We start from the raw sequence: 25,505 nt of genomic DNA on the forward strand, positions 1-25,505 counted from the left end.
GTTTAATCAGATAGTGGTGAGGTTTTATGTTCACCTGCCCGAAATGCAACGCCAGCGCCAAAACCCGTACCAGCGTAAGAATCAGCGAGATGACTCGCCGCAGTTACCACCAGTGCAATAACCTTGCCTGCGGTGCCGCGTTTACTACTCTGGATTCCGTAGAGCATTTTCTGAACCAGGTCAGCCCGGTAGCCGCGCACAGCGTGCCGAAAGATATTTTTCCCGGCTCCCACTATGGGGATGACCAGTTAGCCTTATCACTCTGAAGAAAACAGAAACCCCGCAATGCGGGGTTTTTTATTGCCGACGATTAGCAGGAGGAAGCATGTCTTTATTGGCCCAAATGTATGAACCTGAGCGCAGGAGCTTTATTGAAAAACATAATTTCTACAGCCAGCAGTGCAAGACACGGCTAGTTGCTCAGTTCAGTGATATTGATGGCGAGGCTGATCAGTACTTTAAAGAACATGCTGAGTCCTTGCAGCCTGCCTTTGCAAATAATGAGGACGTGGATTGGGGGAGTTTCTGGGATCAGGTGCGTGAGGAAGCGTACTCTCATTACTCTATGCTGGAAGATATGAAAAAAATCACTCTCCTTTCCGTTACGGCAGCGATTTATCACAACTGGGACAAGGAGTTCCGAGGATGGTTAGTGAAAGAAATGAGGTTTAGCTTCTCGGAAGATAGTACTGCACAGATTTGGAAGGCCAGCATAGCCAAACTATGTGAATTTATGGCGAGTAATGGTTGGGATGTTGGATGCTCTAGCCCTATGAAAAAAATTATTGTCATGCATCATCTTGTAAATGCTTATAAACATGGAAGCGGGCCTTCATTTGAGAAAATCTGTGACCATCATCAAGAGTATCTTGACGAGCACGTTGTCGAGGCTTCACTTAATGGGCGACGTTATAAAGCGAAATATGATGACATAAGGGTCAAAGAGAGCCAGTTCGATGATTTTTCTGATGCAATCACAGCCTTTTGGCAGTCGGTGCCAGCCAGAATTGAATGGCTACAAGAGAATGAATAAGCCCGCATTGAGCGGGCCTGATTTTATTGATGTGGTCAATGTGTGGACATTGAGTGAAACAAATCCTTTTGTTTCATTGGTTTATTGTCAATTAAATGACATATCCCTGTCTTCCCCCGCCATGATGGCGGGGTTTTTTTTGCCCAAAACTCAGTATACTTAGCACTCCGACGTCACGGGGTATTCCATGAATGCAAATTACGCCCGGCTGGTGAATGCCGCTGCCCTTGCAGCGACGGTGCTGGCCTCGATGCTGTTAATTATCAAGATTTTTGCATGGTGGTATACGGGCTCAGTGAGCGTACTGGCGGCGCTGGTGGATTCTCTGGTGGATATTGCCGCTTCGCTGACCAACCTGTTTGTGGTGCGCTACTCACTGCAACCGGCTGATGCTGAACATACCTTCGGTCATGGCAAGGCGGAGTCCCTTGCAGCACTGGCGCAGAGTATGTTTATCTCCGGTTCTGCACTGTTTTTATTCCTCACTGGCTTACAACACCTTGCGTCTCCTGCACCGATGAAAGCCCCGCTGGTGGGGATGGTCGTCACGGTGATTGCACTGGTGGCAACGCTCGTGCTGGTCACATTCCAGCGTTGGGTGGTTCGGCGTACCCGCAGTCAGGCTATTCGCGCTGATATGCTGCACTATCAATCTGACGTTGTGATGAACGGTGCCATCTTGCTGGCCCTGGCCCTCAGCTGGTACGGCTTTCATCGTGCCGATGCGCTGTTTGCGTTAGGGATTGGCGTGTGGATTCTGTACAGTGCTTTGCGTATGGGTTATGAGGCCGTTCAGGCCCTGCTCGACCGCGCCCTGCCCGTTGAGGAGCATCAGGCGATTATAGACATCATTGCGGCCTGGCCCGGTGTTCAGGGGGCGCATGACATTCGCACGCGCCAGTCCGGGCCGACGCGTTTTATTCAACTGCATCTGGAAATGGACGACCACCTTCCGCTGTACCAGGCTCATCAGATTGCGGAGCAGGTTGAACAGGCGCTGCTGCATCAGTTTCCGGGTTCCGATGTGATTATTCATCAGGACCCGTGTTCTGTGATACCCGACAGGCCGCAGGGCAAATTTGAGCTGTAAAGCGTTTTTAAATGAAATGGTTAGCGTTTACACTACTTAAAACGTGATACACCGCAAAAAAAATAGCCGAAAGTTGCCTGACCTGAATCAATTCAGCTTGAAGTGTTTGATATACTATTGCCAATAATTGAGCCGGTTATCTCGTATGTATGTTTTTAATCCCGCTCCGGCGTCCAGAATTCATCATTTGCATCATCAAGTTCAGAGGTTGTCATGATCAAAAAAATCGGTGTACTGACAAGCGGCGGCGACGCCCCAGGTATGAATGCTGCGATCCGGGGTGTTGTTCGCGCCGCGCTCAGTGAAGGATTGGAAGTTTGTGGCATTTATGACGGCTACCTCGGCCTGTATGAAGATCGCATGGTCAATCTCGACCGCTACAGCGTGTCAGATATGATTAATCGCGGCGGCACCTTCCTCGGGTCTGCGCGTTTTCCTGAATTCCGTAATGACGATGTGCGCACTGTTGCCATCGAAAATATGAAAAAGCGCGGTATTGATGCGCTGGTGGTGATTGGCGGTGACGGGTCCTATATGGGCGCCAAGCGTCTGACCGAGATGGGCTTCCCGTGTATTGGCCTGCCAGGCACCATTGATAACGATGTAGCGGGAACGGATTACACGATTGGCTATTTCACCGCGCTGGAAACCGTTGTCGAAGCGATTGACCGCCTGCGTGACACCTCATCATCACATCAGCGTATTTCTATCGTGGAAGTGATGGGCCGTTACTGTGGTGACCTGACGCTGGCTGCGGCGATTGCCGGTGGTTGTGAGTTTATCGTTCTGCCGGAAATCCCTTACACCCGTGAAGAGCTGGTGAGCGAAATCAAAGCGGGCATTGCCAAAGGCAAAAAACACGCCATCGTGGCCATCACTGAGCACATCTGCGATATCGACGATCTGGCAAAATACATCGAAGAAGAAACCAAACGTGAGACGCGTGCAACGGTGCTGGGCCACATTCAGCGCGGTGGGGCGCCGGTAGCCTATGACCGCATTTTGGCTTCACGTATGGGGGCTTACTCTATTGAGCTTCTGTTACAGGGCTACGGCGGTCGCTGCGTGGGTATTCAAAACGAGAAGATGGTGCACCATGACATCATTGACGCGATTGAAAACATGAAGCGTCCGTTTAAAGGCGACTGGCTGGATACCGCTAAAAAACTTTACTGATGAAAAACAAGGCGCTGCTGGTCAGCGCCTTTATTATGCAAATCGTTATTCCATATAGTTATTACAGCTAATTTTTAATTCTTTAATTCACTCTACACTTTGTGTCACGCTCCTTATCAGATAAACCTTTGGGAGTACGTGCAATGAAGAAGTGGAGTGTAGGAATTACCCTGTTACTGGCCTCAACCAGCGTGCTGGCCAAGGATATCCAGCTGTTGAACGTGTCTTATGACCCAACGCGTGAGCTGTACGAGCAGTACAACAAAGCGTTTAGCGCGCATTACAAACAGGAAACGGGCGATAATGTCGTCATCCGCCAGTCTCACGGTGGTTCAGGTAAACAGGCAACTTCGGTCATCAATGGCATCAAAGCCGATGTAGTGACGCTGGCGCTGGCCTCCGATGTGGATGCGATTGCCGAGCGCGGCCGTATTGATAAGAACTGGATCAAGCGCCTGCCAGATAACTCCGCTCCTTATACCTCCACCATCGTATTCCTCGTTCGCAAAGGTAACCCGAAACAAATTCATGACTGGCAGGATTTAACCAAACCTGGCGTGTCTGTTATCACCCCGAACCCGAAAACCTCTGGTGGTGCACGCTGGAACTATCTGGCGGCCTGGGGCTGGGCACTGGACCAGAACAAAGGTGACCAGGCTAAAGCTCAGGAATACGTGAAGGCCCTGTTTAAAAACGTTGAAGTGCAGGATTCTGGCGCACGTGGCGCCACCAATACCTTCGTTGAACGTGGCATTGGCGATGTGCTGATTGCATGGGAAAACGAAGCCTATCTGGCGGTGAACAAATTGGGCAAAGATCAGTTTGAAATCATCACGCCAAGCGAATCGATCCTCGCAGAACCGACTGTTTCCGTGGTCGACAAAGTGGTGGACGAGCGTGATACCCGTAAAGTCGCTGACGAGTATTTGAAATATCTGTATTCCACCGAAGGGCAGGATATTGCCGCTCAGAACTTCTATCGTCCGCGTGATGCTGCAGTCGCGAAGAAATATGCCAGCACCTTCCAGCCGGTGAAACTGTTTACTATCGATAATAAGTTCGGTGGCTGGACGCAGGCGCAGAAAACCCACTTCGCGGAAGGGGGGACTTACGACCAGGTGATGAAGCGCTAATTCGCGTAACCCTGAATTGTTCCGAAGGGCCGACATTTGTCGGCCCTTTTTCGTTATTTGATTTAAGTATTTATCAGGCAGCCTGGTTTCCAAAAAAGTACCGTGAAGTGATGATTTCGCATGATATTTCACGCAGCTTAGATTACATTGTGAACAACAATTGGGTAGAGGTTTGGAAAAGATGCTGGAACGAAGGCGGGTTGTTATCACGCTGGTCACTATAGTGGTATTGGTAACCGTCGGTTGTGCTTATATTGCATTGAATTACTTAAAAAAGTCTGACCAGTTATGGAAAATAGTCAGCCAGCAATGTGTACCAGGCCAGGAGCAAAAAAACAATCCGTCCCCCTGCCGTCAGGTCAATATTCAGGACGGGTATGTGGTATTAAAAGACAGGAACGGTGCGCTGCAATTTTTGCTGATGCCGGTAGCGAAAATAACGGGAGTGGAGAGCCCGAGTTTACTTAATCCCTCTACGCCTAATTATCTGGCGGAAGCCTGGCGTGCACGTCATTTTATGGAAGAGAAACGCGGTGCGGTTATAGATGATCGGATTTATTCACTGGCGGTTAATTCGCGCTGGGGACGTACCCAAAATCAGTTACACATTCATATCTCTTGCCTGCGCCCGGATATTCGTCACCAGTTAGATGCGCTCAGTACGCGGCTGAATGATCGCTGGCAAAACCAGCGTCTTGGCAGCCATGAGTATCTGGTCAGAGTGATCAGTCGTGATGAGTTTAAACGCACCAGCCCGTTTATTCGTATGGCAAATGAGTTGCCAGGTGCGCGTGAAAACATGGGCAGTTATGGTATTGCCATTGCCGCTTTGGGTGATGGCAGACGAGTGTTGATGGTGGTGAAGCGTAATCTGCTGCTGCTTAATCGCGCCTCTGCTGAGGAATTACAGGACCATCGCTGCGCATTATTGAACTCGACATCGGGTAGTGAGTTTTGAGAGGAGCCGGTAAAATCGGCTCCTTTTGACACTATACCGCTTCGTTTTTTTGCACCGGTTCCGGATCATTTTTATAACGGGCGGTGGCAATCCATGCCGCGCAGAACAGCGTCAGGCGTGCAAAGAAATAGAAGAATGCCATCAGTCCTAACACCGACCCAAAGGCCGCACCGGATGGCGAAGAGGCCAGTTTCGGTAGCGTCAGCGTCATAATAAATTTAATCACTTCAAACCCTATTGCGGCCAGCAATGTGCCACGAAACAGGGCTTTTTTACGCGGCTTATGGCGCGGCAGGATCCAAAAAATCCACAGAAACAGCAAATAGTTAGCGAAAATGGAAATCGACAGGGCAATCAACGTCATGGCCGGTCGCAGCCATTCAATCCCCTCCAGACCCAGGGCACGTACGATAGCGGCCTGTGCTGCACCGGCAATCGACGTCAGTGATAGTGTGATAATCAGTGCCAGCACCAGTCCGGTCAGCGAAATAAAATCGCGCGAATATTTAAACCAGATTTTTTCCTGATCCTGCGGCGTACGCTCCCAAACATCGCGTGACTGAGCGCGTATCGCTTCGCGCAGATTGCCCATCCAGCTAATCCCGGAATACAGTGCCACCAGCAGGCCCGTCAGGCCAACGGTGGTTCGTTGCTGAATAGCGGTGTTCACCGTGCTCTTTAGCGTGGCGGCCAGTGATGGATCGCTGATATTACTGACGATCGTATTGATCAACCTGGCGAGCAGATCAGGGTTAGAAGCCAGCACAAAACCGACGCCGGCGAAAGAGACCATCAGGATCGGGATCAGTGAGAGAAAAGAGAAGTAGGTGATCGCAGCGCCAAACTGGCTGCCAAGACGATCGTTAAAGCGCTCACCGGCGCGGATAAAATGCGCCACTGCTGGAATAGCACGGAACCACTCAACCAGTCGCGATACCCGCGTCAGGGATTTATCTACCGTATGATTGCCGGTTTTCAGGTTGATAAGCGGCTTCTCTGCGGACTGCTCTTCGGGTCGGGTCGTACGTTGTGGTTTCTCTGCCATGAATCCTTCTTTATCCTGGTTTGACGGTAAGACTGCCGCTAATTATAGCCTGCTGGTCAGGTGACGTAACGCGTAAGGGCCTGACTGAGCCATTCAATAAACACTCGCACCCTGCGTGCCAGGTTTCGGCGGTGGGGGTAGAGCAGGGAGACGGGCATGGCGCGTGCCGGGAACTGTGGCAGGATTTCGACCAGTTTTTTCTCTTTCAACGCCTGCAATACCCCTGCCCGTGGGACCTGGATAATCCCCAGGCCGGCGATACAGGCGGCGCGGTAAGTTTCAGTACTGTTGACAGTCATCACGCCGCCGGTCTTAATCAGCCGGGCCGTTTTCCCATCGTAATATTCAAACCCTTCAGGCTGGCTCCCCAGATGCTGGCTGTAATGCACCATGGCATGTTGAGAGAGGGCTTCCAGCGTATGCGGTGTGCCAAAGCGCGCCAGATAGCCCGGGCTGGCACAGTTGATCAACGGTAGATGGCCGAGCTGACGCGCAATCAGCCCGGAATCCTCCAGTACGCCAACGCGCACTACGCAGTCGAAGCCCTCGCGAATCACATCCACTCGCCGATCGCTGCTGCTCAGCTCCAGCTCAATTCCCGGGTAATGTTGTAAAAAATCCGGCAGCAGCGGGATCAGGTAGTTACTGGCCAGGCTTACCGGCATATCGACCCGCAGTCGTCCGCTCAGGGTCGCGGGGTCGTGCTGAAACAGCGAGTCCATCTCATCCAGCGTGGCCAGCACATCACGGCAGCGCTCGAAGTAAACCTGCCCATCCTGAGTCAGCTGCACCCGGCGTGTGGTACGGTGCAGCAGACGTGAACCGAGACTGTTTTCCAGCGCCAGGATCTGGCGCGACAGGCTACCCTTTGGCAGGCCCAGGCTCTCCGCTGCTTTGGTAAAACTCTGCATTTCCGCCACTCTGACAAACACCTGCATTGCGTGAATTTTATCCATTGCTGAGCTCATTGTTGTTATTAATGGAACAGTGAAGCGTATTTGAAGACATTTATAGTTCAGCTGGCAGGTAATATCCTCTTTTTTGTCCACAGCCCACTCCCTGGAGAAAAAAATGAGCCAGAAAATAGCACTGATTACCGGCGGAAGCCGTGGTTTAGGCCAGAATGCAGCCCTGAAACTCGCCGCAAAGGGCGTTGATGTGATTTTGACGTACCGTAGCCAGCAGCAGGAAGCGGAAGCCGTTGTGGCCCGCATTCAGGCGCTCGGGGCCCGTGCGGTGGCACTTCCACTGGATGTGGCGGACAGCCAGAGCTTCAGCGCATTTGCCGCTGAGGTTGCCCAACAGCTCAAAACGGTATGGCAGCGTGAAACCTTTGATTATTTATTAAACAATGCCGGTACGGGTTTGTACGTCCCTTTCACTGACACCACGGAAGCGCAGTTTGATCATCTGGTGAATGTCCATTTTAAGGGGCCGTTTTTCCTGACGCAGATCCTGTTGCCGCTGATGGCTGACGGTGGGCGCATCCTGAATGTCTCCAGCGGTCTGGCACGCTTCAGCCTGCCGGGCTCCAGCGCTTATGCGGCGGTGAAAGGGGCAATGGAGGTGCTGACGCGTTATCAGGCCAAAGAACTGGGCGTGCGCGGTATTGCGGTAAATATTCTGGCACCTGGCGCGATTGAAACGGACTTCGGTGGCGGAAAAGTCCGTGATGATGCGGCAATGAATGCGTTTGTCGCCTCACAGACTGCGCTGGGACGCGTTGGGCTGCCAGATGATATCGGCCATGCGGTTGCCGCGTTGTTCAGCGAAGAGTGCCGCTGGGTGAACGGTCAGCGTATCGAGGCTTCGGGCGGAATGTTCCTGTAATTCTGGGGGCAGGCGGACCGAAACAGAAGGTCCGCCTCTACGGGGAAAGGATTATACCCGGACCGTGCCGTCAATCACGGTGACGGTCTGACCGCCAATCCAGATGCCGTCAGCCGCATAGCGCACGCTGAGGCGCCCGGCCCGCTGCATCGCGCTTCCCTGGCGTACACGGTAATCCAACTCGACGCCACGTGCCTGGAAGTAACGCGCCAGGCACGCGTTGGCGCTGCCGGTGACCGGGTCTTCGGTTAGCGAGCCCTGCTCAATCAGCAGGCCGCGCACTTCGTATTGCTCTTGCCCACCGGGCAAGGGGCCAAACGGCATCACGCCATCGACCCGGGCTTTCTGCACCAGGCGAGAAAACTCCACCACGTCTGGCTTCAGCGCCAGTACGGCATCGGCTGACGTCATGGGCACCAGCAGCCAGCGAATCCCCATATCGGCAATCATCACTGGCAGTTCTGTTTCCAGGTGGTCGCTGTTGAGCGCGCTGCTGATTGGCGCATCGCTGAAGGGCGTGAGGATCGCTTCCGGGGCAGCAAAAGCCAGCGCGCCGTCGTCACTAATTTTGACCCGCACCAGTCCCAGCCCACACTCCTGCACAATCTGGCCAGGGTGGTGAAGTGTGATGCCCGCCTCCAGTAGCGCATGTGCCGTGCCCAGCGTGGGATGGCCTGCAAACGGGAATTCGGTATCCGGGGTGAAAATACGCACCCGGTAGTCGGCCGTCGGATCGGTGGGGGGCAGGACAAACGTGGTTTCCGACAGGTTGGTCCAGCGGGCGATTGACTGCATCTGCTCATCACTCAGACCACTGGCATCCATAATTACCGCAAGCGGGTTGCCGTTGTACGGGGTGGAAGTAAATACATCGACCTGTTTAAAAGGGCGTAATTGCGTCATAGCTCTTCCTGTCAGCGTGAAGGTTCCGTTGGTTGACGATCCGCCTGGCGGTTGTCAGTACCGACTATTATGGGTATTAATAAACCACAGAGGTTAAAAAAGTGATGATTTTATGCTGAAAATACTGGGACGTGCCTCATCTATCAATGTCAGAAAAGTGCTTTGGCTGTGCGATGAGCTGGAGATCGATTTTCACCGAGAAGAGTGGGGCGATGGTTTTAAGTCACCGCAGGAGGCAGAATTTAAGGCGATGAACCCCAATGCGCTGATCCCGGTGATTCAGGACAGTGAGTTTATTCTCTGGGAGTCAAACACCATCATTCGCTATCTGGCGAACGCTTACGGTGGTGAAGCGCTGTATCCCACGGCACCACAGGCCCGTGCCCGTGTCGATCAGTGGATTGACTGGCAGGCGACGGAACTGAATACCGCCTGGCGCTATGCCTTTATGTCACTGGTGCGTCACTCACCGGCGCACCAGGACCCGCGTCTGCTGGCTGCCGCATCAAAAGGCTGGGCTTACACGATGGGGATTCTCAACCAGCAGTTGGAGCGCACGGGTGCGTATGTGGCCGGGCAGACATTCTCACTGGCTGATATTCCGATAGGCCTGTCCGTGAACCGTTGGTATGAGACACCGCTCGATCACGCTAATCTGCCTGCGGTGCGTGCCTATTATGAGCGCCTGACGGCGCGTAAGGGTTATGCCACCTGGGGCCGTAACGGCACGCCATAACCCGTCCGGGTCGACTTTTTTGCGGTCGACCCGCAGTGGCGTCACACCACGCCGTTACATCCCCGCCGCAATGCCACTCATTTCACACGCCAGCGCGCCCGTACGTTTCAGCGCCCAGGTATAGCGTTCGTCAAAGGGATAACAACAGGAGAGGCGCAGTGCATTGTTGCAGCGTTCGGAGAGGGTGTAGAGCGCTCCCGGCGTCAGGCAAATCTTCTCCTGCAACAGACGATGGAACAGTTCCACGCTATCGACGTTACCCGGCAGCTCAACCCAGAAGACAAAGCCACCGCTCGGGCGCGTGGCCCGCGTTCCCTGAGGAAAATGGCGGGCGATAATACCGCGGGCCTCTTCCAGCTGCGCGGCGTAACGACGGCGCAGTGAGCGCAGATGATGGTCGTAGCCACCTGACTCGAGAAAATGCCCCAGCGCTTCCGACAGCAGGCGAGACTCTGCCAGTGAAGAGACGGCTTTCAGCCGCGCCAGCTGCTGGCTGAAACGCCCGGCGGCTATCCAGCCAAGGTGGAAGTCGGGGGCAACCGTTTTGGTAAAACTGGTGCAGTACATCACCCAGCCGCCGTCATCGAAGGCTTTTACTGCGGGCGTCAGCGGCCAGCAGAATTGCAGTTCAGTGTACAGCCCGTCTTCCAGCAGCGGCACCTGATAGTGATTGACCAGCCGCGCCAGCCGTTTTTTGCCATCCAGCGTCATGCTACTGCCTAACGGGTTCTGCGCATTTGGCATGGCGATCAGCGCCTGGATACGTTTTTCCTGTAACAACAGCTCCAGCGCATCCAGCGACAACCCGTACTGTGGGTCCGTTGGGATTTCCACCACTTTCAGACCGAGGCTGGCCAGCAGCGGGAACAGATAGAAATAGGTGGGTGTTTCCACGCCGACGCAGTCGCCAGGCTGTGTGACGGCACGCAGCCCGAGTTGCAGCGCTTCCATACAGCCATGCGTCAGGGTGATGTCTTCTGCGCTAAGGGTGATGCCCAGTTCCATTGAGCGGCGTGCGATTTCACGTCTCAGACGCAGACTGCCGGGGGGGAGCGCATAGCGGCCAATGAGTTCGGGCTCCCTGCGCAGAAGCGAGGCAATAATGCGGCTGATTTTCCCTGTCGGGAAAAAATCCCCGCTCTGGGGACAGGCCAGCGAGATATTGGTGTAGTCACTGTGGTTCTGTGCGGCGAACACTGCATCAATCAGATCGAGTTTTTCGCTGCTGGGGGAACGTACGCTGGTGCGCTGAAAAGAGGGCCGGGCCAGCGAAGGCAGCGTGTCGCGCACGTAGTAACCCGACTGCGGGCGAGCTTCAATCAGCCCGCGATCTTCCAGGATGCCATAGGCGGTGAGCACGGTGTTGACGCTGACCTGATGGTTGCTGGCACAGCGGCGAATCGCGGGCAGGCGGCTGCCGGGCATAAAGGTGCCCTGATGGATTGCCTCTGCCAGCGTTTCTGCCAGCTGATGGTACAACGTGATCGGCGGTTCGACGATGGACACAATGTGCTCCTCAACCTGTGGGTACAGTGACTATGTTCGGGGTATTGTACTCATAACAATAACGGGTTTCTGCATCTGTTACCATTGCTGGCGGCTGATTACACTGAGGATCTCACTTGGAATGCAGGACAGAAATCATGCTTGATCCCTCTTTTATCAGCTACGTCACGGTGATGTCGATCACCCCAGGCCCGAACAATCTGATGCTGGCCACGTCAGGCGTGAACTTTGGCATACGCCGTACACTGCCGATGGTCAGCGGCATTCTGGTCGGCTGCGGATTACAGACGGCGCTTGCGGGGGCGATGCTTGAGGTATTACTGCAATGGATGGGCGCGATACGTCTGCCGTTGACTCTGCTCGGCTGTACCTACCTGCTGTGGCTGTCGTGGAAGATCTTCCGCTCTGGTGCGCCGGAGTTACGTGAGAAAGCGCGGCCAATGACGTTTGTCGGTGGGGCATTGTTCCAGGCCGTGAATCCTAAAGCCTGGCTGATGGCGATCAACGTGGCGCTGATGTACACCGTGAACAGTACGATTCTGACGGTGATGCTGAGTTTTATGGCGCTGAACCTGCCGTGCATTCTGATCTGGGCAATGATGGGCGATCGGCTGGGAAAACATCTGCAGGTGGCATGGAAACTTCAGCTGTTTAACGGCGTGATGGCGCTGTCATTGCTGGTCACAACGGTGTGGATGCTGGTGGAGGCATTCCAGCTGTCATAACGACAAGGGGCGGTGGGCCAGGCATGCCAGGCCCCTGCAAGGGATCGTAAAAGCGCGGCAGGCCTGACGAGGTGCAGGGATCGCAAAACGCTGTAGGGGCGCAGCGTGCCGCGCCCCTACAGCGACTACTTGCCGACCACCGAATCCTCGACAACCACAGGTTCGTCATTCGCGGCCGGATTCATTGGGGTGTAATCCAGCTGCAGAATACGGCTGGTTTCGGCCAGTTCACGCTCAGTGGCTGCCACATTGCCATTCAGTTTCTGACCGTAGAAAGGAATGATCGCCTTCAGCTTGCTCTGCCATTCCGGCGATGCCATCTGGTCTTTGAACACTTTGCTCATCAGGTCCAGCATGATCGGTGCCGCCGTAGAGGCACCTGGAGAGGCACCCAGCAGTGCCGAAATCGTGCCATCCTGCGAGGTGACCACTTCCGTTCCCAGCTTCAGCACGCCGCCTTTGTTGGCATCCTTCTGAATGATCTGCACGCGCTGGCCGGCTTTCACCAGGCGCCAGTCGGCTTTTTGGGCGTCCGGGAAATATTCGCGTACGGCATTGATGCGGTCATCTTCGTTCAGCATCACCTGACCGACCAGATATTTCACCAGGTCAAAGTTATCCAGGCCAACGCGTACCATCGGCATCAGGTTGGATGGCGTGATGGAACCGAACATATCCCACAGTGAACCCTGTTTCAGGAACTTGGTGGAGAACGTGGCGAACGGCCCGAACAACAGCACTTGCTTGCCATCCAGCGTGCGTGAGTCAAGATGCGGTACAGACATCGGCGGGGCACCCACCGACGCTTTGCCATACACCTTAGACTGATGACGCTTCACCACTTCCGGGTTATCGGTCACGAGGAACTCACCACCGACCGGGAAGCCGGCATAGTTTTTCGCTTCCGGAATACCGGACTCCTGCAACAGCGTCAGCGCTGCCCCACCGGCACCGATAAACACGTATTTTGCCCTGATGATTGTTTTCTCATCGTTGTTCTTCAGGTCGGATACGGTGATGCTCCAGGAACCATCGTCATTGCGTTTAATCGCACGCACTTCATGGCTGGTCTGACGTTCAAAGTTTTTGCTCTGCTGTAGCGATGCCACCAGCTGGCGGGTGATTTCACCGAAATTCACATCGGTTCCGGTCGGAATGCGGGTCGCCGCGACTTTCTGCGCGCTGTCACGACCTTCCATCACCAGTGGCACCCACTCTTTAATCTGATCCGGGTCTTCAGAGAACTCCATCCCGCGAAACAGGGTGCTCTGTTGCAAGGCGGCAAAACGCTTTTTCAGGAAATCGACGTTCTCTTCGCCCCAGACGAAACTCATATGCGAGACGCTGGTGACAAAGCTGCGAGGATCGCGCAGGACATTACGCTGCACCTGGTGTGCCCAGAAGCGACGGGAAACCTGGAAGGCTTCGTTAATTTCCACCGCTTTTTTGATATCGACAGAACCGTCTGCGTTCTCTGGGGTGTAGTTCAGCTCCATCAGAGCGGAATGGCCGGTACCGGCATTATTCCAGCCGTTTGAGCTCTCTTCGGCTACACCATCCAGACGCTCTACCATGCCGATGCGCCATTCTGGCTCCAGCTCTTGCAGGTAGGTACCGAGTGTTGCGCTCATCACGCCACCCCCGATCAGTAATACATCGACGTGCTTCTCTACTGCCAGTTTGCGCATGAGACGACATCTCCGTGTTGAAGGAAATCAACATGTTAAGTAGAGAAGCAGTGGCAGGCCTTCTGGAACCCGTCTGACTGCTTCGCCCTTTCTGGATTGCTGACAGCGAAAATCCACATGAATTCAAAGTGTTTAATCGCTGTTCAAAAGCGTCAGAAATATAGCATTGTTACGGGGTAATTAAAAAAGTGTTTAAAGATTAAAAATGAGAATGATGAGCGTTAAAAAATAAGCAACATTGATACGGGCCGTTGAACGGCCCGCCAGGGCGAAGGATATCCCACAGGATAATGAGGGGTAACTATTTGAACAGAATGAAGTTAGGGGCGAGGAGCACTGTCCGGCAATTTACGCAGGGCGATCGCCAGTCGGTTGTAAGCATTCATTAAACCAATGGTGATCGTGAGGTCGGTGATCTCTTTGTCACTAAATTCCGCTTGCACCTGAGCAAAAACCGCGTCCGGCGCGTGGGTCTGTGCAATCAGCGTCAATGATTCTGCCCAGGCCAGCGCCGCCTGTTCACGTGGGGAGAACCAGTTACCCGCTTCGCGCCAGACTTTGGTGAGCACAATTTTGTCCCAGGGCAGGCCCGCTTTATGTAACGCTTTGGTGTGCATGTCGATACAGTAAGCACAGCCGTTGATCTCAGAGACGCGCAGGAAGGCCAGCTCAATAATATCGTGTGGCAAACCGCTTTGCGTGACATAGCCTGAGACACCTGCCAGTGCTTTCATACCCGCGGGTGAAGTGGTGTAGAAGTTGATACGTTCGCTCATTGCCTTGTCCTTTTATCTGGGTAGGGCGCTATTCTCATCTGTTTTATGGGCGGCTAAAAGTGCCAGGAATTCATAAAAATAATGGTCCATCCGTTCCCGATATTCTGCTGCGGCGCGATACGGGCCACTCGCTGAGTGAGCAGATCCGTCAGGGGATCACGCAGGCGATTGATGAAGGGCGTCTGAAGCCCGGATCGCGCGTCCCCTCCTGCCGCGATCTGGCCGCACAGCTTGGTGTGGCACGTGGCACGGTACGCACAGCGTATGACATGCTGGTCGACGGTCAGCGGCTGGTGGCGAAAGGATCGGCGGGCACCTGGGTGAGCGAGGTTCACCACTCACCGGGAAAAAGTCTGCTGTCGGATACGGCAGTGATGGCACCGCTGGCGTCGGTTATCCACGCTTTTGATCGTCCGCCGCTGACGTTTCAGATGGGCGTGCCTGCCAACGATGCCTTTCCTGCCAAGGTCTGGTCGCGCATTCTCACGCGTCATGCCCGGGAAATGGTGAGTAAACCGATCGGCTATTCCGATCCGCGTGGCAGCCTGGCACTGCGGGAACAACTGGTCAGCTATCTGTCGATGGCTCGCGGCATACGTTGTCAGGCTTCGCAGGTGATGATCACCAATGGTTATGCCGGGGCGCTGGGACTGATCTGCCTGGCGCTGGGTTTGCGTGGCAAGTCGGTATGGACAGAAGACCCCGGTTATCTGCTGGCCCGTAAAGCGCTAACGCTTGCAGGTGTCGAAGCCGTTCCCGTTGCCGTGGATGAGCAAGGACTGTGCGTGGAGGAAGGAATACGGCTGGCGGCAGATGCCGCTGCGGTGCTGGTCACGCCGGGTCAGCAGGCCCCGTTAGGTATGACGCTGTCGTTGGAACGGCGAGCGGCGCTGCTGGCGTGGGCGGAACGCCAGACAAGCTGGATTATTGAAGATGACTATCTCGGTGAGTTGCAGCTGGAAGGGCGGGCGGCCCCGGCCCTGGCTGCGCTGGATGGTGGGCGCGTGCTGCATATTGGTACTTTCAGTAAAAACATCAGCCCGTCGCTGCGTCTGGGCTATCTGGTTGTTCCGGCATCACAGGCGGCACATTTTGCTGAGGCAGCTGCGTTGCTGGCACCCGCCTCGTCCTTTGTGCTGCACAACGCGGTGGCTGAATTTCTGCACGAAGGCCACTTTATGCGTCATTTACGCCGGATGAAGCGGCTGTACAACGAACGGCTGGTGGCGCTGCTGGCAGCACTGCAACCGCTGTTCCCGCAGGCAACGCGTGCGGCACTGGCGGTGATCATTACGCTGCCAGAGGGATGCCAGGATACGCGCATCGCGCAGGAAGCACTGGCGTTTGGCATGGCGCCAACACCGCTGTCGGTGTGGTATCAGGATGAGGGGCGTCGTCGTTATGGGCTGGTACTGAGTGTGACGAATATGCCACGTGAAGGGTTTGAGGCGTGTGCGCAGCAGCTGAAAGCGCTGGTCGGGACATTCGGTTAAATCCTGCCCCGGGGAGGGGCAGGAGGCATCATCAGGCTTTTTTCGCTGCAGCAGCAGCTTTAACGATCACCGCGAAAGCATCCGCTTTCAGTGATGCGCCGCCCACGAGGGCACCGTCGATGTCTGGCTGAGCAAACAGCTCTGCCGCATTTTTATCGTTCACAGAACCGCCGTATTGAATGATGACCTGAGCGGCCACCGCAGCATCTTTCTTCGCAATATGGTCACGAATGAATTTGTGAACGGCCTGAGCCTGAGCAGGGGTGGCAGATTTGCCGGTACCGATAGCCCATACAGGTTCGTAAGCGACAACCACGCCGTTGAACGCGTCAGCGCCCAGGGTGTTCAGCACGGCATCGATCTGACGTGCGCACACTTCTTCGGTTTTGCCCGCTTCGTTTTCTGCATCAGTTTCGCCGATGCACAGTACAGGGATCAGACCGGCTGCTTTCAGCACAGCGAATTTTTTCGCGATCAGCTCATCGCTCTCAGCGTGATAAGTACGACGCTCAGAGTGGCCGATGATGATGTATTGCGCGCCCAGATCTTTCAGCATGTCGGCAGAGACTTCACCGGTGAAAGCGCCAGACAGGTTAACGTCAACGTTCTGCGCACCCAGTGCGATATGGCTACCGGAAATGGCATGTTTCGCCTGATCCAGATACATAACAGGCGGAGCAATCGCCACACCACAACCATCAACACCGCTCAACTCGGTACGCAGACCGGCGATCAGCTCGTTGACCATGTGTTTGTTGCCGTTCAGTTTCCAGTTACCCATAACTAATGGATGTCGCATTGTATCCTCCACGCTTAGAGAGTATTAAAGCTGCCAGCAGGCAGCATTGTCTGCCAGACAGTATAGAGATCAAACATCGGAAAGGCTTTGCTTTTCGTCATCCTTTGGGCCTGTCGTCTCAGGGTGTGCTCAAGGCCAGTTTTAACGGTTCCACCGCAAAGGTTAATCCTTTATCGCCGTTATCGGCCACGATATAGCGCAGTGCCCCTTCGGTCTGTTGGTAAAAGCGAGAGCCTTTGCCTTTGGTCACCAGCGCCTCGGCACGTTTCTGGCTTTGGGCTTCACTCAGCATCGGTTCGAAGTAATGAATCAGCGCTGCGATGTACGCCAGCGCTTTATCGCGTGAGGCTTTCTGTTCCGGGCCGGGAATGGGCAACCAGGTGATCTGCAACGTTTTGATTTTTCCCGTGCCTTGTTCCAGTGCAGTCGACGAATAAAGATTTTCGTTGATCTTGCTGGCAGCACGCGTCAGATTGCTTTTATCATTCCTGCTGTCAATGGCGCGATATTCACTTAACGGTAACGTTTTATTGGCAGCATTATACTTTTCGCGAAACTGGCCGATAGTCATATCAAAGGTGGGGGCGCCGGCCTGTAAGTAGGGCGCGCCAGGCAAATGCTCAGTCCGATCCTGCGGGTCCGGATCGGCGTGTGCCGCAGCGATCGTCATTGCGGATAGCAGTGCAACTGCTGCCAAAATCGCGTTCTTCATTTCAATGACCCTAACCAGTAAACTCAGCCCAAGATTAAAACGGACAATGACCGGCAAAGTCAAAGGGCACCCGGACTCTGAGATAAAAATAATGACGTTACAGCAATGGTGTTTCTCTTTTCGTGGTCGCCTGGGACGGCGCGACTTCTGGATCTGGCAGGTGGCCTGGCTGCTGATGCTGGTGCTGCTCTTTACGCTGGCAGGCAATGGTCTGTTGGATACGCAGACGGCCGCTTTCTGCGTGGTGGCCCTGCTGTGGCCCACCAGCGCTGTCATGGTAAAACGACTGCACGACCGTAACAAAGGCGGCCAGTGGGCGCTGCTGTTTATCGTCGCCTGGATGCTGATGGCCGGGCACTGGGCGATATTGCCGGCAGATGCGCAGTGGCTGGTGGGCCGTTTTATTCCCACATTGATCATGGTCGGTATGGTGGTTGAACTGGGCGGTTTTGCGGGTACACCGGGTGATAACCGGTTTGGCAAAGCGACGCAGCCTGTGGTGTATCTGCGCCGCCGCTCACCGGATTACCAGTAATGTTCGCTGGTGATATGCCCGGGTTTGCGCTTGAGATGTTTACGCATGCCGCGGGTTTCTTTTAAAACTTGCTGGGTATCGCGCACCATTTGCGGGTTGCCGCACAGCATGACATGGCTTTGTTCGGCATCGATGCTCAGCCCGGTCACCGCTTCCAGCTGGCCACTCTCTATCAGCGCGGGCACTCTGCCCGTCAGTGAGCCCGGGCTCTCTTCGCGACTGACCACGGTTTGAATCTGGAGTTTCCCAACGTAACGCTGCTGTAATGCCTGCATCACTGGCAGATAACTCAGATCCTGTGCATAACGTGCGGCATGGACCAGTACGATATTTTTGAAGCGCTCCAGCCCTTTTCCTTCCTGTAAAATCGACAGATACGGCCCGATGGCGGTGCCGGTTGCCAGCATCCACAGCGTTTCGCACTCAGGGATTTCATCCAGTACAAAGAAGCCCTGAGCATCCTGGGTAATCATCACCTCATCGCCGGGTTTCAACGCATGCAGTCGTGGGCTTAGTTTCCCTTCCGGCACGGTGACCAGGTAGAACTCCAGATTTTCATTGCTGGGCGCATTCACAAAGGAATAGGCGCGCACCACACGTTCACCGTCAATTTCCAGTGCCAGCTTGGCATATTGCCCGGCGGTAAACGGGTCGATGGGAGCGGTCACCGTCAGACTGAACAGGCTGTCAGTCCAGTCGGTGACATGTTTAACGCGGGCGTTGACCCATACGGCCATAAAAAAACTCCTTCATTCGCTTGCGACATAAGTGACGTCTCTGCGGCTATCTTCGCCAGCCATCGGTTTTTTTTCCACCCGACGGCCCGGGTGAAAGCTCATATCGACAAAGTATGAGCACTATTTAAACGTAGCGTAAAAAATGTTTTACAGACACGCCTGCTTTTACTGACAGTGGCGCCAGCGTTATTTACCGCGACCCCCTCGCTTTGCTACGCATTCCTGATATTTTCAGCGCCATTGTGCCGGTATGACTGGCCACCCTTGCTGGTTGGGTGAGTTTCCGCTTTTTATAAGAGTCGTAACTTAATGAAAAAAATAGAAAATGGCCATTTGCTGGTGATGCTGATGGCGTTGCTGGCGGTGGGACAGATGGCGCAGACGATCTATGTTCCGGCGATGTCGACCATTGCTGATGTCTTCCATGTACGCGATGGTGCGGTACAACGGGTGATGGCTGCCTATCTGATGGCCTACGGTGCCTCGCAGCTGTTTTACGGCCCGCTGTCTGACAGTATCGGGCGTCGCCCGGTGATCCTGATGGGAATGGCGGTGTTTATTGCCGGATCGCTCACCGCACTGTTGGCAGGCAGTCTGAATGGCCTGGTGCTGGGGGCTGCTATTCAGGGAATGGGCACGGGTGTTGCCGGGGTGATGGCGCGCACAATGCCGCGTGATCTCTACGCCGGTAGTGCGCTGCGTCAGGCCAACAGCCTGCTTAACATGGGAATTTTGGTCAGTCCGTTGATTGCTCCCGTGATTGGTGCCGGGCTGACACACCTGTTTGGCTGGCGCGCTTGTTTCGCTTTTTTACTGCTGTTGTGCCTGATTGTTGCTGGCGTGATGCTGCGTTGGCTGCCGGAAACGCGTCCCGCAGGACAGCAGACACGCCCGCTGTTCTCCCGTTACCGTCCACTGCTGGCCGACAGCAGTTTTGTCCGTTATCTGGTGATTCTGATCGGTGCGCTGTCTGGGATTGCGGTGTTTGAGGCCAGCTGTGGCGTGCTGATGGGAGGTGTACTGGGTATGAGCAGCCTCGCCGTCAGCGTGTTGTTTATATTGCCCCTGCCTGCGGCCTTCTTTGGTGCCTGGTTTGCCGGGCGCAGTGAGAAACCCTTCACCACGGTGATGTGGTATGCGGTGAACAGCTGCCTGCTGGCGGGCGTGATGATGTGGATCCCCGGCTGGCTGGGCGTGATGAATCTGTGGACGCTGATTGTGCCGGCATCGCTGTTCTTTTTCGGTGCCGGGATGCTGTTTCCGCTGGCAACGACGGGTGCAATGGAGCCCTGGCCGTATATGGCGGGCACCGCCGGAGCGCTGGTGGGGGGATTACAGAATCTTGGTTCTGGGCTGGTCGCGTGGCTGTCTGCGCTGTTGCCGCAAACCGGTCAGTTCAGTCTGGGGATGCTGATGTTTGCCACTGCGCTGCTGATCCTGCTGTGCTGGCTGCCGCTGTCAAAACATCCACAGCCGCACGCGGTGTAAGGCTGTCATTTACCCGCTTTGGTACCGGGCGAGGCGTGGGTACAGACCGACCACATGGGTAACACTTTAGACTGACCACATGGGTAACAGTTATAAACGGCATAGCGGAGGAGACTCACTATGCCCTGGACTGAGACTGTTACCATGCAACGCCTCGATTTTATCCGTGCCTGCCTCGCAGGCACACACTCTGTCGCTTCACTTTGCCGCCAGTTCGGCATCAGCCGCAAAACCGGCTACAAATGGATTGAACGCTTTGACCCCGGCGACCTTCGCTCCCTTGAAAACCTCTCCCGGGCGCGCCTCACCTCATCCTGCGTTATCCCTCCCGGCATGGCACAGTGCCTGATATCCCTGCGCCGCGCCCACCCGGACTGGGGACCAAAAAAACTGCGCCACTGGCTGATTAACACGGGCCATCCCGGCCACGTTCCTGCCGCCAGCACCATCGGCAGCCTGCTTGACCGCGAAGGGCTGGTCACGCCCCGTAAAGTCCGCCGCCGCACGCCCGGTAACGCCGCCGGTCTGACGGATATCTGCCGCGTTAATCAGGTCTGGAGCGCAGACTTCAAGGGCTGGTTCCGTCTGCGTGACCGCAGCCTCTGTCGGCCCTTCACCCTGACGGATAACCTCAGCCGCTACCTGCTGGCGTGTGAAGCAGGCACCCGTGAAACCGGGGCGTTCGTCCGCCAGAATCTTGAGCGGGCCTTCCGGGAATACGGGCTGCCGGACGTGATACGCACGGACAACGGGCATCCCTTCGCCGGTACGGGCATTGCCGGCCTGAGCCGGCTCAGCGTCTGGCTGATAAAGCTGGGCATCCTGCCGGAACGGATCAGGAAAGGGCATCCGGAAGAGAACGGACGGCATGAGCGGATGCACCGTTCACTGAAGGGTGCGCTGGCGTGCGGCAACATCTTCACGACGCAGGCAGAGCAGCAGGCGTGGTTCGACGCATACCGGCGAGAGTTCAACGCAGAACGGCCGCACGAGGCGCACGGAGGAAAAACGCCGTCGACGGTATGGACACCGTCAGCACGGAGGTGGGACGGGGAGGTACCGGAGGTGAAATACCCGGAGGGCTCAAGGCTGCTGCGGGTTCAGGCAAAGGGAGGGATAAAGCTGGATGAATGGATGTTCCTGAGCGAAGCGCTGAGGGGAGAATACGTGAGGCTGGTCGAAGTGGATGACGGCGTGGATGTCATCCTCTTCGACCGGCTGATACTGGCTTACTATGAACGGGCAGAAAAGCGTATTATCAGGGTCGACCCGGCATAAAAGTGTTACCTGTGTGCCCGGTCTGATCTGTTACCTATGTACCCGGTCCTACACGTGCCTCGCCCCTACGGTCTCAGAGGCCGTGTAGGGACCCCTAGGGTCTCAGAAGCCGTGTAGGGGTCGGGCATGCCCGACCCGCATTGACACCTACTGAGACGGTAGACGATCACAAAATATACGGGTGCAGGCTTTCGTCTTTCAGATCGAGGTAATGGATCGACTGAATACGGCGGATGGTGCGGGATTTACCACGTATCAGCAGCGTTTCAGTGGTCGCCATATTGCCCTGACGGGTGATGCCTTTTAACAGGTCGCCGCTGGTAATGCCGGTCGCGGAGAAAACCACGTTGTCGTTGCGCGCCATCTCTTCCAGCTTCAGCACCTGTCCGGCAGCAATCCCCATTTCCGCACAGCGTGACAGCTCCTGTTCGCCCAACTGACGGTTCTCAGGGGTATCACCCTTAACGTCATGACGTGCCAGCAGACGAGCCTGCATATCGCCATCCAGCGCACGGATCACCGCTGCGGAGACTACGCCTTCCGGTGCGCCACCGATGCCGTACATCACGTCGACTTCGCTGTCCGGCATGCAGGTCAGGATCGACGCGGCAACATCACCGTCCGGGAACGTAAATACGCGTACGCCAAGCTGTTGCAGGCTGGCAATCACCGCATCGTGGCGTGGTTTCGCCAGCAGGGTCACGGTCAGTTCTGTCAGGGATTTATTCAGGGCACGGGCAACGCGTTGCAGGTTCTCTTCCAGCGGCAGGTTAAGGTCAATAGCGCCTTTAGCCCCAGGACCGACCACCAGCTTCTCCATATACATATCCGGTGCGTGCAGGAAGGTGCCTTTGTCCCCGACGGCCATGACCGCCAGTGCATTGGCCTGCCCCAGTGCGGTCATGCGCGTACCTTCAATGGGATCGACGGCAATATCCACCGCATCACCGTTGCCTGTCCCGACTTTCTCGCCGATATACAGCATCGGCGCTTCATCAATTTCCCCTTCGCCAATCACGATCTGACCGTCGATATCCACTTTGTTGAGCATGATGCGCATTGCATGTACGGCTGCACCGTCTGCCGCATTTTTATCGCCACGCCCCAGCCACTTATAGCCAGCCAGTGCCGCTGCTTCTGTTACGCGGGAAAATTCAATCGCCAGTTCTCGTTTCATGACATGCCTTTAAGGAAACTAATGAGGCGGGAAGTTTATCACAGGGAGCGGAGCGGGGAAGGGAGATACCCGTGGTCAGGCGACCACGGGCAGGAGATGATTACTTGTCGTCAGCGTCTTCCCATGCCTGCGCACGGGCGACGGCTTTCTTCCATCCTGCGTACAGCACGTTGCGCTGGGTGGTTTCGATGCTTGGGCGGAATTCGCGCTCGATGACGGACTTGGCGCGCACTTCATCCAGATCTTTCCAGAAGCCCACTGCCAGACCGGCAAGGTAAGCAGAACCCAGCGCAGTCACTTCACGCACTTCAGGACGCTCAACGCGCGCACCGAGGATATCGGACTGGAACTGCATCAGGAAGTTGTTCGCCACGGCACCACCGTCAACGCGCAGTGATTGCAGACGGGTGTTGGCATCGTTCTGCATCGCTTCCAGCACGTCACGCGTCTGATAAGCAATGGACTCCAGCGTGGCGCGAATGATGTGGTTAGCATTGGCACCACGCGTCAGGCCGAAGATAGCGCCTCGGGCATACGGGTCCCAGTAGGGGGCACCCAAACCGGTGAATGCAGGCACCATATACACGCCGTTGGTGTCTTTGACTTTGGTGGCGAAATATTCGGAGTCAGTAGAGTCACTGATCAGCTTCATTTCGTCACGCAGCCACTGAATGGATGCACCGCCGATAAACACCGCACCTTCCAGCGCATAGTTCACTTCGCCACGTGGGCCGCAGGCGATGGTGGTCAGCAGGCCGTGTGTTGAGGTCACCGCTTCTGTACCGGTGTTCATCAACATAAAGCAGCCCGTGCCATAGGTATTTTTCGCCATACCCGGCTGGACGCACAGCTGGCCATACAGCGCCGCCTGCTGGTCACCCGCAATACCGGCGATTGGAATACGCGTTCCGCCTTTACCACCGATGTTAGTCTGGCCGTAAATCTCTGACGAGGATTTCACTTCCGGCAACATTTCACGCGGGATATCGAGAATGTCCAGCATGCGCTGATCCCACTCCAGCTTGTGAATATTGAACATCATGGTACGGGAGGCGTTGGTGTAGTCGGTGATATGAACCCGTCCCTGCGTCATTTTCCACACCAGCCAGGAGTCGACGGTGCCGAACAGCAGTTCGCCACGGCGTGCACGCTCGCGGGAGCCTTCCACGTGGTCGAGGATCCACTTCACTTTGGTGCCGGAGAAGTACGGGTTAATCACCAGACCCGTGGTATGACGGATGTACTCTTCCAGGCCTTCTTTTTTCAGCTTCGAGCAGTAGTCGGCGGTACGCGGGTCCTGCCAGACGATGGCGTTGTAAATCGGCTTGCCGGTTTCTTTGTCCCACACAATGGTGGTTTCACGCTGATTGGTGATACCAATCGCGGCAATTTCGTCAGAGTTAATGTCCGCATGCGCCAGGACTTCGACCAGGGTGGAGCTCTGTGACGCCCAGATATCCATCGGGTCATGCTCAACCCAACCCGCTTTCGGGTAGATTTGCTGGAATTCACGCTGTGATACCGCAACGATATTGGAGTCATGATCCAGAATAACGGCGCGGGAGCTGGTGGTTCCCTGGTCGAGTGCGACAATGTATTTTTTTTCTACGGTCATAATAGGTTCCTGATGGTGTAAGCAATGAGCAGGATTACGCTTTACGCTGTGCAGCGCGCGGTGCTGATTTTTCCTGTTTCTCCACAACCTTACCCGGAAGGTTGTTGGCAATCAGGGCGCGGTAGCCAAAGGCACCGAGGCTTGCACCGATCAGTGGGCCAAAGATCGGAACAAGGAAATACGGAATATCACGGGCGCCGGTGAAGGCAACATTACCCCAGCCAGCCACCCAGGCGAACAGCTTAGGTCCGAAATCACGTGCCGGGTTCAGTGCAAAGCCGGTCAGTGGGCCCATTGCGGCGCCGATGATGGCGATAAGGAAACCAATTAGCAGCGGTGCCATCGGGCCACGCGGCAGGCCGTTACCGTCATCGGTCAGTGCCATAATCAATGCCATCATGATAGCGGTAATGACCATTTCAACCAGGAATGCCTGGCCTACGCTGATGTGCGGGTTAGGGTACGTGGAGAAGATGCCCGCGAGGTCGAGGCTCTCGACGCTGCCACGTACCATGTGATGTGTCTGTTCGTAATCGAGGAAGAGATTGTGATACAGGCCGTACACCAGCGCTGCGGAGCAGAATGCACCCGCTACCTGTGCGATCGTATAGGGCAGCACTTTACGCCCTTCGAAATTGGCGAACAGCCACAGAGCGACGCTGACGGCGGGGTTCAGGTGAGCGCCTGAAATACCGGCGGTCAGATAGACGGCCATCGCAACGGCCAGGCCCCAGACAATACTGATTTCCCAGAGGCCGAAACTGGCTCCGGCAACTTTCATTGCGGCCACGCAGCCAGCACCGAAAAAGATGATCGTGGCAGTGCCGAGAAACTCGGCGATGCACTGCCCCTTAAGTGTACTTGTTGTCTGACTCATGATGAATTCCTGAAGGCGAGGTTAATGGTTTAGCTTCTTAGTTTTGCTTCATCCGTGAATCACCCAAATCTTATGTAGGGCTGTTGTGAATTTATCGTTAACGAGCACAAACGAGAAATAGCGAAATCAAAAATTGTGTTCTGTGTCATAAAAATGAGCGTTTTCGCGTATTTTTGCTTTCCAAAAACGACCTGG

General features: G+C 55.2%; 25 protein-coding genes. 13 read left to right on the plus strand and 12 right to left on the minus strand.

The features are described from left to right. Positions 1 to 26 precede the first annotated feature (26 nt). The 6 genes from FVB43_RS22685 (at position 27) to FVB43_RS22710 (ending at position 5,390) form a co-directional block, all read left to right on the plus strand. On the plus strand, positions 27 to 266 hold the full coding sequence (locus FVB43_RS22685; RefSeq protein WP_133624021.1) for an ogr/Delta-like zinc finger family protein: 240 nt from the start codon (positions 27 to 29) through the stop codon (positions 264 to 266). Between the two features lie 59 nt (positions 267 to 325). Next, positions 326 to 1,033 (plus strand): hypothetical protein, encoded by a 708-nt coding sequence (locus tag FVB43_RS22690; RefSeq protein ID WP_133846382.1) that lies wholly within the window; start codon positions 326 to 328, stop codon positions 1,031 to 1,033. Positions 1,034 to 1,220: 187 nt separating this feature from the next. Beyond that, entirely contained in the window at positions 1,221 to 2,123 is a 903-nt protein-coding gene (gene fieF, locus FVB43_RS22695; protein ID WP_133846381.1) for a CDF family cation-efflux transporter FieF, read from the plus strand. A gap of 213 nt (positions 2,124 to 2,336) precedes the next feature. Next, a complete protein-coding gene (pfkA, locus tag FVB43_RS22700) occupies positions 2,337 to 3,299 on the plus strand; it encodes a 6-phosphofructokinase (RefSeq protein ID WP_062746860.1) in 963 nt (320 codons plus the stop codon). 143 nt (positions 3,300 to 3,442) lie between these two features. Continuing rightward, entirely contained in the window at positions 3,443 to 4,432 is a 990-nt protein-coding gene (locus FVB43_RS22705; RefSeq protein WP_133846379.1) for a sulfate ABC transporter substrate-binding protein, read from the plus strand. Positions 4,433 to 4,613: 181 nt separating this feature from the next. Continuing rightward, on the plus strand, positions 4,614 to 5,390 hold the full coding sequence (locus FVB43_RS22710; protein ID WP_167864829.1) for a CDP-diacylglycerol diphosphatase: 777 nt from the start codon (positions 4,614 to 4,616) through the stop codon (positions 5,388 to 5,390). A gap of 31 nt (positions 5,391 to 5,421) precedes the next feature. Here the strand turns inward: FVB43_RS22710 and yhjD are convergent, their stop codons facing one another. Then, a complete protein-coding gene (gene yhjD, locus FVB43_RS22715; RefSeq protein ID WP_133846377.1) occupies positions 5,422 to 6,435 on the minus strand; it encodes an inner membrane protein YhjD in 1,014 nt (337 codons plus the stop codon). Positions 6,436 to 6,491: 56 nt separating this feature from the next. After that, entirely contained in the window at positions 6,492 to 7,391 is a 900-nt protein-coding gene (locus tag FVB43_RS22720) for a LysR family transcriptional regulator (RefSeq protein ID WP_133846376.1), read from the minus strand. A gap of 115 nt (positions 7,392 to 7,506) precedes the next feature. On the opposite strand from FVB43_RS22720, the gene FVB43_RS22725 reads away from it, so the two are divergent. Next, a complete protein-coding gene (locus FVB43_RS22725; protein ID WP_133846375.1) occupies positions 7,507 to 8,265 on the plus strand; it encodes an SDR family NAD(P)-dependent oxidoreductase in 759 nt (252 codons plus the stop codon). Between the two features lie 51 nt (positions 8,266 to 8,316). Here FVB43_RS22725 and FVB43_RS22730 read toward each other — a convergent pair whose 3' ends face one another. Then, a complete protein-coding gene (locus FVB43_RS22730; RefSeq protein WP_167864830.1) occupies positions 8,317 to 9,168 on the minus strand; it encodes a PhzF family phenazine biosynthesis protein in 852 nt (283 codons plus the stop codon). 112 nt (positions 9,169 to 9,280) lie between these two features. Here FVB43_RS22730 and FVB43_RS22735 point away from each other — a divergent pair, with 112 nt between their 5' ends. Continuing rightward, positions 9,281 to 9,904: a glutathione S-transferase family protein gene (locus FVB43_RS22735; protein WP_167864831.1), complete on the plus strand. Its 624-nt coding sequence runs from the start codon at positions 9,281 to 9,283 to the stop codon at positions 9,902 to 9,904. 54 nt (positions 9,905 to 9,958) lie between these two features. Here FVB43_RS22735 and FVB43_RS22740 read toward each other — a convergent pair whose 3' ends face one another. After that, entirely contained in the window at positions 9,959 to 11,410 is a 1,452-nt protein-coding gene (locus FVB43_RS22740) for an aminotransferase-like domain-containing protein (protein ID WP_133846372.1), read from the minus strand. Positions 11,411 to 11,547: 137 nt separating this feature from the next. Here FVB43_RS22740 and FVB43_RS22745 point away from each other — a divergent pair, with 137 nt between their 5' ends. Next, on the plus strand, positions 11,548 to 12,135 hold the full coding sequence (locus FVB43_RS22745) for a LysE family translocator (RefSeq protein ID WP_133846371.1): 588 nt from the start codon (positions 11,548 to 11,550) through the stop codon (positions 12,133 to 12,135). A gap of 125 nt (positions 12,136 to 12,260) precedes the next feature. Here the strand turns inward: FVB43_RS22745 and mqo are convergent, their stop codons facing one another. Next, positions 12,261 to 13,823 (minus strand): malate dehydrogenase (quinone), encoded by a 1,563-nt coding sequence (gene mqo, locus FVB43_RS22750; protein ID WP_167864832.1) that lies wholly within the window; start codon positions 13,821 to 13,823, stop codon positions 12,261 to 12,263. Between the two features lie 320 nt (positions 13,824 to 14,143). Continuing rightward, positions 14,144 to 14,599 carry a carboxymuconolactone decarboxylase family protein gene (locus FVB43_RS22755; protein WP_133846369.1) on the minus strand — a complete coding sequence of 152 codons (456 nt, stop codon included), beginning with the start codon at positions 14,597 to 14,599 and terminating at the stop codon, positions 14,144 to 14,146. A 59-nt stretch (positions 14,600 to 14,658) separates the two neighbouring features. On the opposite strand from FVB43_RS22755, the gene pdxR reads away from it, so the two are divergent. After that, positions 14,659 to 16,092 carry a MocR-like pyridoxine biosynthesis transcription factor PdxR gene (gene pdxR, locus FVB43_RS22760; protein ID WP_167864833.1) on the plus strand — a complete coding sequence of 478 codons (1,434 nt, stop codon included), beginning with the start codon at positions 14,659 to 14,661 and terminating at the stop codon, positions 16,090 to 16,092. 31 nt (positions 16,093 to 16,123) lie between these two features. Here the strand turns inward: pdxR and tpiA are convergent, their stop codons facing one another. Further along, positions 16,124 to 16,891, minus strand: coding sequence for a triose-phosphate isomerase (gene tpiA / locus FVB43_RS22765; RefSeq protein ID WP_133846367.1), 768 nt, complete (start codon positions 16,889 to 16,891; stop codon positions 16,124 to 16,126). A gap of 118 nt (positions 16,892 to 17,009) precedes the next feature. Beyond that, entirely contained in the window at positions 17,010 to 17,603 is a 594-nt protein-coding gene (locus FVB43_RS22770; protein WP_133846366.1) for a YiiQ family protein, read from the minus strand. A 91-nt stretch (positions 17,604 to 17,694) separates the two neighbouring features. On the opposite strand from FVB43_RS22770, the gene FVB43_RS22775 reads away from it, so the two are divergent. Beyond that, a complete protein-coding gene (locus FVB43_RS22775) occupies positions 17,695 to 18,138 on the plus strand; it encodes a DUF805 domain-containing protein (protein WP_133846365.1) in 444 nt (147 codons plus the stop codon). On the opposite strand, the gene fpr is transcribed toward FVB43_RS22775, so the two are convergent. Further along, positions 18,129 to 18,875, minus strand: coding sequence for a ferredoxin--NADP(+) reductase (gene fpr / locus FVB43_RS22780; protein WP_133846364.1), 747 nt, complete (start codon positions 18,873 to 18,875; stop codon positions 18,129 to 18,131). The two genes, FVB43_RS22775 and fpr, sit on opposite strands and share 10 nt — an antisense overlap. Positions 18,876 to 19,184: 309 nt before the next feature. Between fpr and emrD the strand changes: the two genes are divergently transcribed. Both emrD and FVB43_RS22790 read left to right on the plus strand, forming a co-directional pair. Further along, positions 19,185 to 20,363 (plus strand): multidrug efflux MFS transporter EmrD, encoded by a 1,179-nt coding sequence (gene emrD / locus FVB43_RS22785; protein WP_133846363.1) that lies wholly within the window; start codon positions 19,185 to 19,187, stop codon positions 20,361 to 20,363. Positions 20,364 to 20,483: 120 nt separating this feature from the next. Next, entirely contained in the window at positions 20,484 to 21,641 is a 1,158-nt protein-coding gene (locus tag FVB43_RS22790; RefSeq protein WP_167864349.1) for an integrase core domain-containing protein, read from the plus strand. Positions 21,642 to 21,807: 166 nt separating this feature from the next. Here FVB43_RS22790 and glpX read toward each other — a convergent pair whose 3' ends face one another. The 3 genes from glpX to FVB43_RS22805 all read right to left on the minus strand — a co-directional run bounded on the left by glpX (position 21,808) and on the right by FVB43_RS22805 (position 25,310). Continuing rightward, complete coding sequence (gene glpX / locus FVB43_RS22795; RefSeq protein ID WP_133846362.1) at positions 21,808 to 22,818, minus strand: class II fructose-bisphosphatase; 1,011 nt, start codon at positions 22,816 to 22,818, stop codon at positions 21,808 to 21,810. A 100-nt stretch (positions 22,819 to 22,918) separates the two neighbouring features. Next, positions 22,919 to 24,433: a glycerol kinase GlpK gene (gene glpK, locus FVB43_RS22800; RefSeq protein WP_167864834.1), complete on the minus strand. Its 1,515-nt coding sequence runs from the start codon at positions 24,431 to 24,433 to the stop codon at positions 22,919 to 22,921. 34 nt (positions 24,434 to 24,467) lie between these two features. Next, entirely contained in the window at positions 24,468 to 25,310 is an 843-nt protein-coding gene (locus FVB43_RS22805; protein ID WP_167864835.1) for an MIP/aquaporin family protein, read from the minus strand. Positions 25,311 to 25,505: the final 195 nt, after the last annotated feature.

The organism is Erwinia rhapontici, from assembly GCF_012271765.1.
In the GTDB taxonomy this organism is placed as follows: domain Bacteria; phylum Pseudomonadota; class Gammaproteobacteria; order Enterobacterales; family Enterobacteriaceae; genus Erwinia; species Erwinia rhapontici.

Coding starts and splice junctions, on each gene's coding strand:
- FVB43_RS22710 (WP_167864829.1), top strand. CDS start 4,614: ATGCTGGAACGAAGGCGGGTTGTTATCACGCTGGTCACTATAGTGGTA.
- glpX (WP_133846362.1), bottom strand. CDS start 22,818: ATGAAACGAGAACTGGCGATTGAATTTTCCCGCGTAACAGAAGCAGCG.
- pfkA (WP_062746860.1), top strand. CDS start 2,337: ATGATCAAAAAAATCGGTGTACTGACAAGCGGCGGCGACGCCCCAGGT.
- FVB43_RS22790 (WP_167864349.1), top strand. CDS start 20,484: ATGCCCTGGACTGAGACTGTTACCATGCAACGCCTCGATTTTATCCGT.
- FVB43_RS22770 (WP_133846366.1), bottom strand. CDS start 17,603: ATGAAGAACGCGATTTTGGCAGCAGTTGCACTGCTATCCGCAATGACG.
- FVB43_RS22755 (WP_133846369.1), bottom strand. CDS start 14,599: ATGAGCGAACGTATCAACTTCTACACCACTTCACCCGCGGGTATGAAA.
- fieF (WP_133846381.1), top strand. CDS start 1,221: ATGAATGCAAATTACGCCCGGCTGGTGAATGCCGCTGCCCTTGCAGCG.
- glpK (WP_167864834.1), bottom strand. CDS start 24,433: ATGACCGTAGAAAAAAAATACATTGTCGCACTCGACCAGGGAACCACC.
- FVB43_RS22705 (WP_133846379.1), top strand. CDS start 3,443: ATGAAGAAGTGGAGTGTAGGAATTACCCTGTTACTGGCCTCAACCAGC.
- mqo (WP_167864832.1), bottom strand. CDS start 13,823: ATGCGCAAACTGGCAGTAGAGAAGCACGTCGATGTATTACTGATCGGG.
- FVB43_RS22725 (WP_133846375.1), top strand. CDS start 7,507: ATGAGCCAGAAAATAGCACTGATTACCGGCGGAAGCCGTGGTTTAGGC.
- tpiA (WP_133846367.1), bottom strand. CDS start 16,891: ATGCGACATCCATTAGTTATGGGTAACTGGAAACTGAACGGCAACAAA.
- emrD (WP_133846363.1), top strand. CDS start 19,185: ATGAAAAAAATAGAAAATGGCCATTTGCTGGTGATGCTGATGGCGTTG.
- FVB43_RS22690 (WP_133846382.1), top strand. CDS start 326: ATGTCTTTATTGGCCCAAATGTATGAACCTGAGCGCAGGAGCTTTATT.
- FVB43_RS22775 (WP_133846365.1), top strand. CDS start 17,695: ATGACGTTACAGCAATGGTGTTTCTCTTTTCGTGGTCGCCTGGGACGG.
- fpr (WP_133846364.1), bottom strand. CDS start 18,875: ATGGCCGTATGGGTCAACGCCCGCGTTAAACATGTCACCGACTGGACT.
- yhjD (WP_133846377.1), bottom strand. CDS start 6,435: ATGGCAGAGAAACCACAACGTACGACCCGACCCGAAGAGCAGTCCGCA.
- FVB43_RS22735 (WP_167864831.1), top strand. CDS start 9,281: ATGCTGAAAATACTGGGACGTGCCTCATCTATCAATGTCAGAAAAGTG.
- FVB43_RS22745 (WP_133846371.1), top strand. CDS start 11,548: ATGCTTGATCCCTCTTTTATCAGCTACGTCACGGTGATGTCGATCACC.
- FVB43_RS22720 (WP_133846376.1), bottom strand. CDS start 7,391: ATGGATAAAATTCACGCAATGCAGGTGTTTGTCAGAGTGGCGGAAATG.
- FVB43_RS22730 (WP_167864830.1), bottom strand. CDS start 9,168: ATGACGCAATTACGCCCTTTTAAACAGGTCGATGTATTTACTTCCACC.
- FVB43_RS22805 (WP_167864835.1), bottom strand. CDS start 25,310: ATGAGTCAGACAACAAGTACACTTAAGGGGCAGTGCATCGCCGAGTTT.
- FVB43_RS22685 (WP_133624021.1), top strand. CDS start 27: ATGTTCACCTGCCCGAAATGCAACGCCAGCGCCAAAACCCGTACCAGC.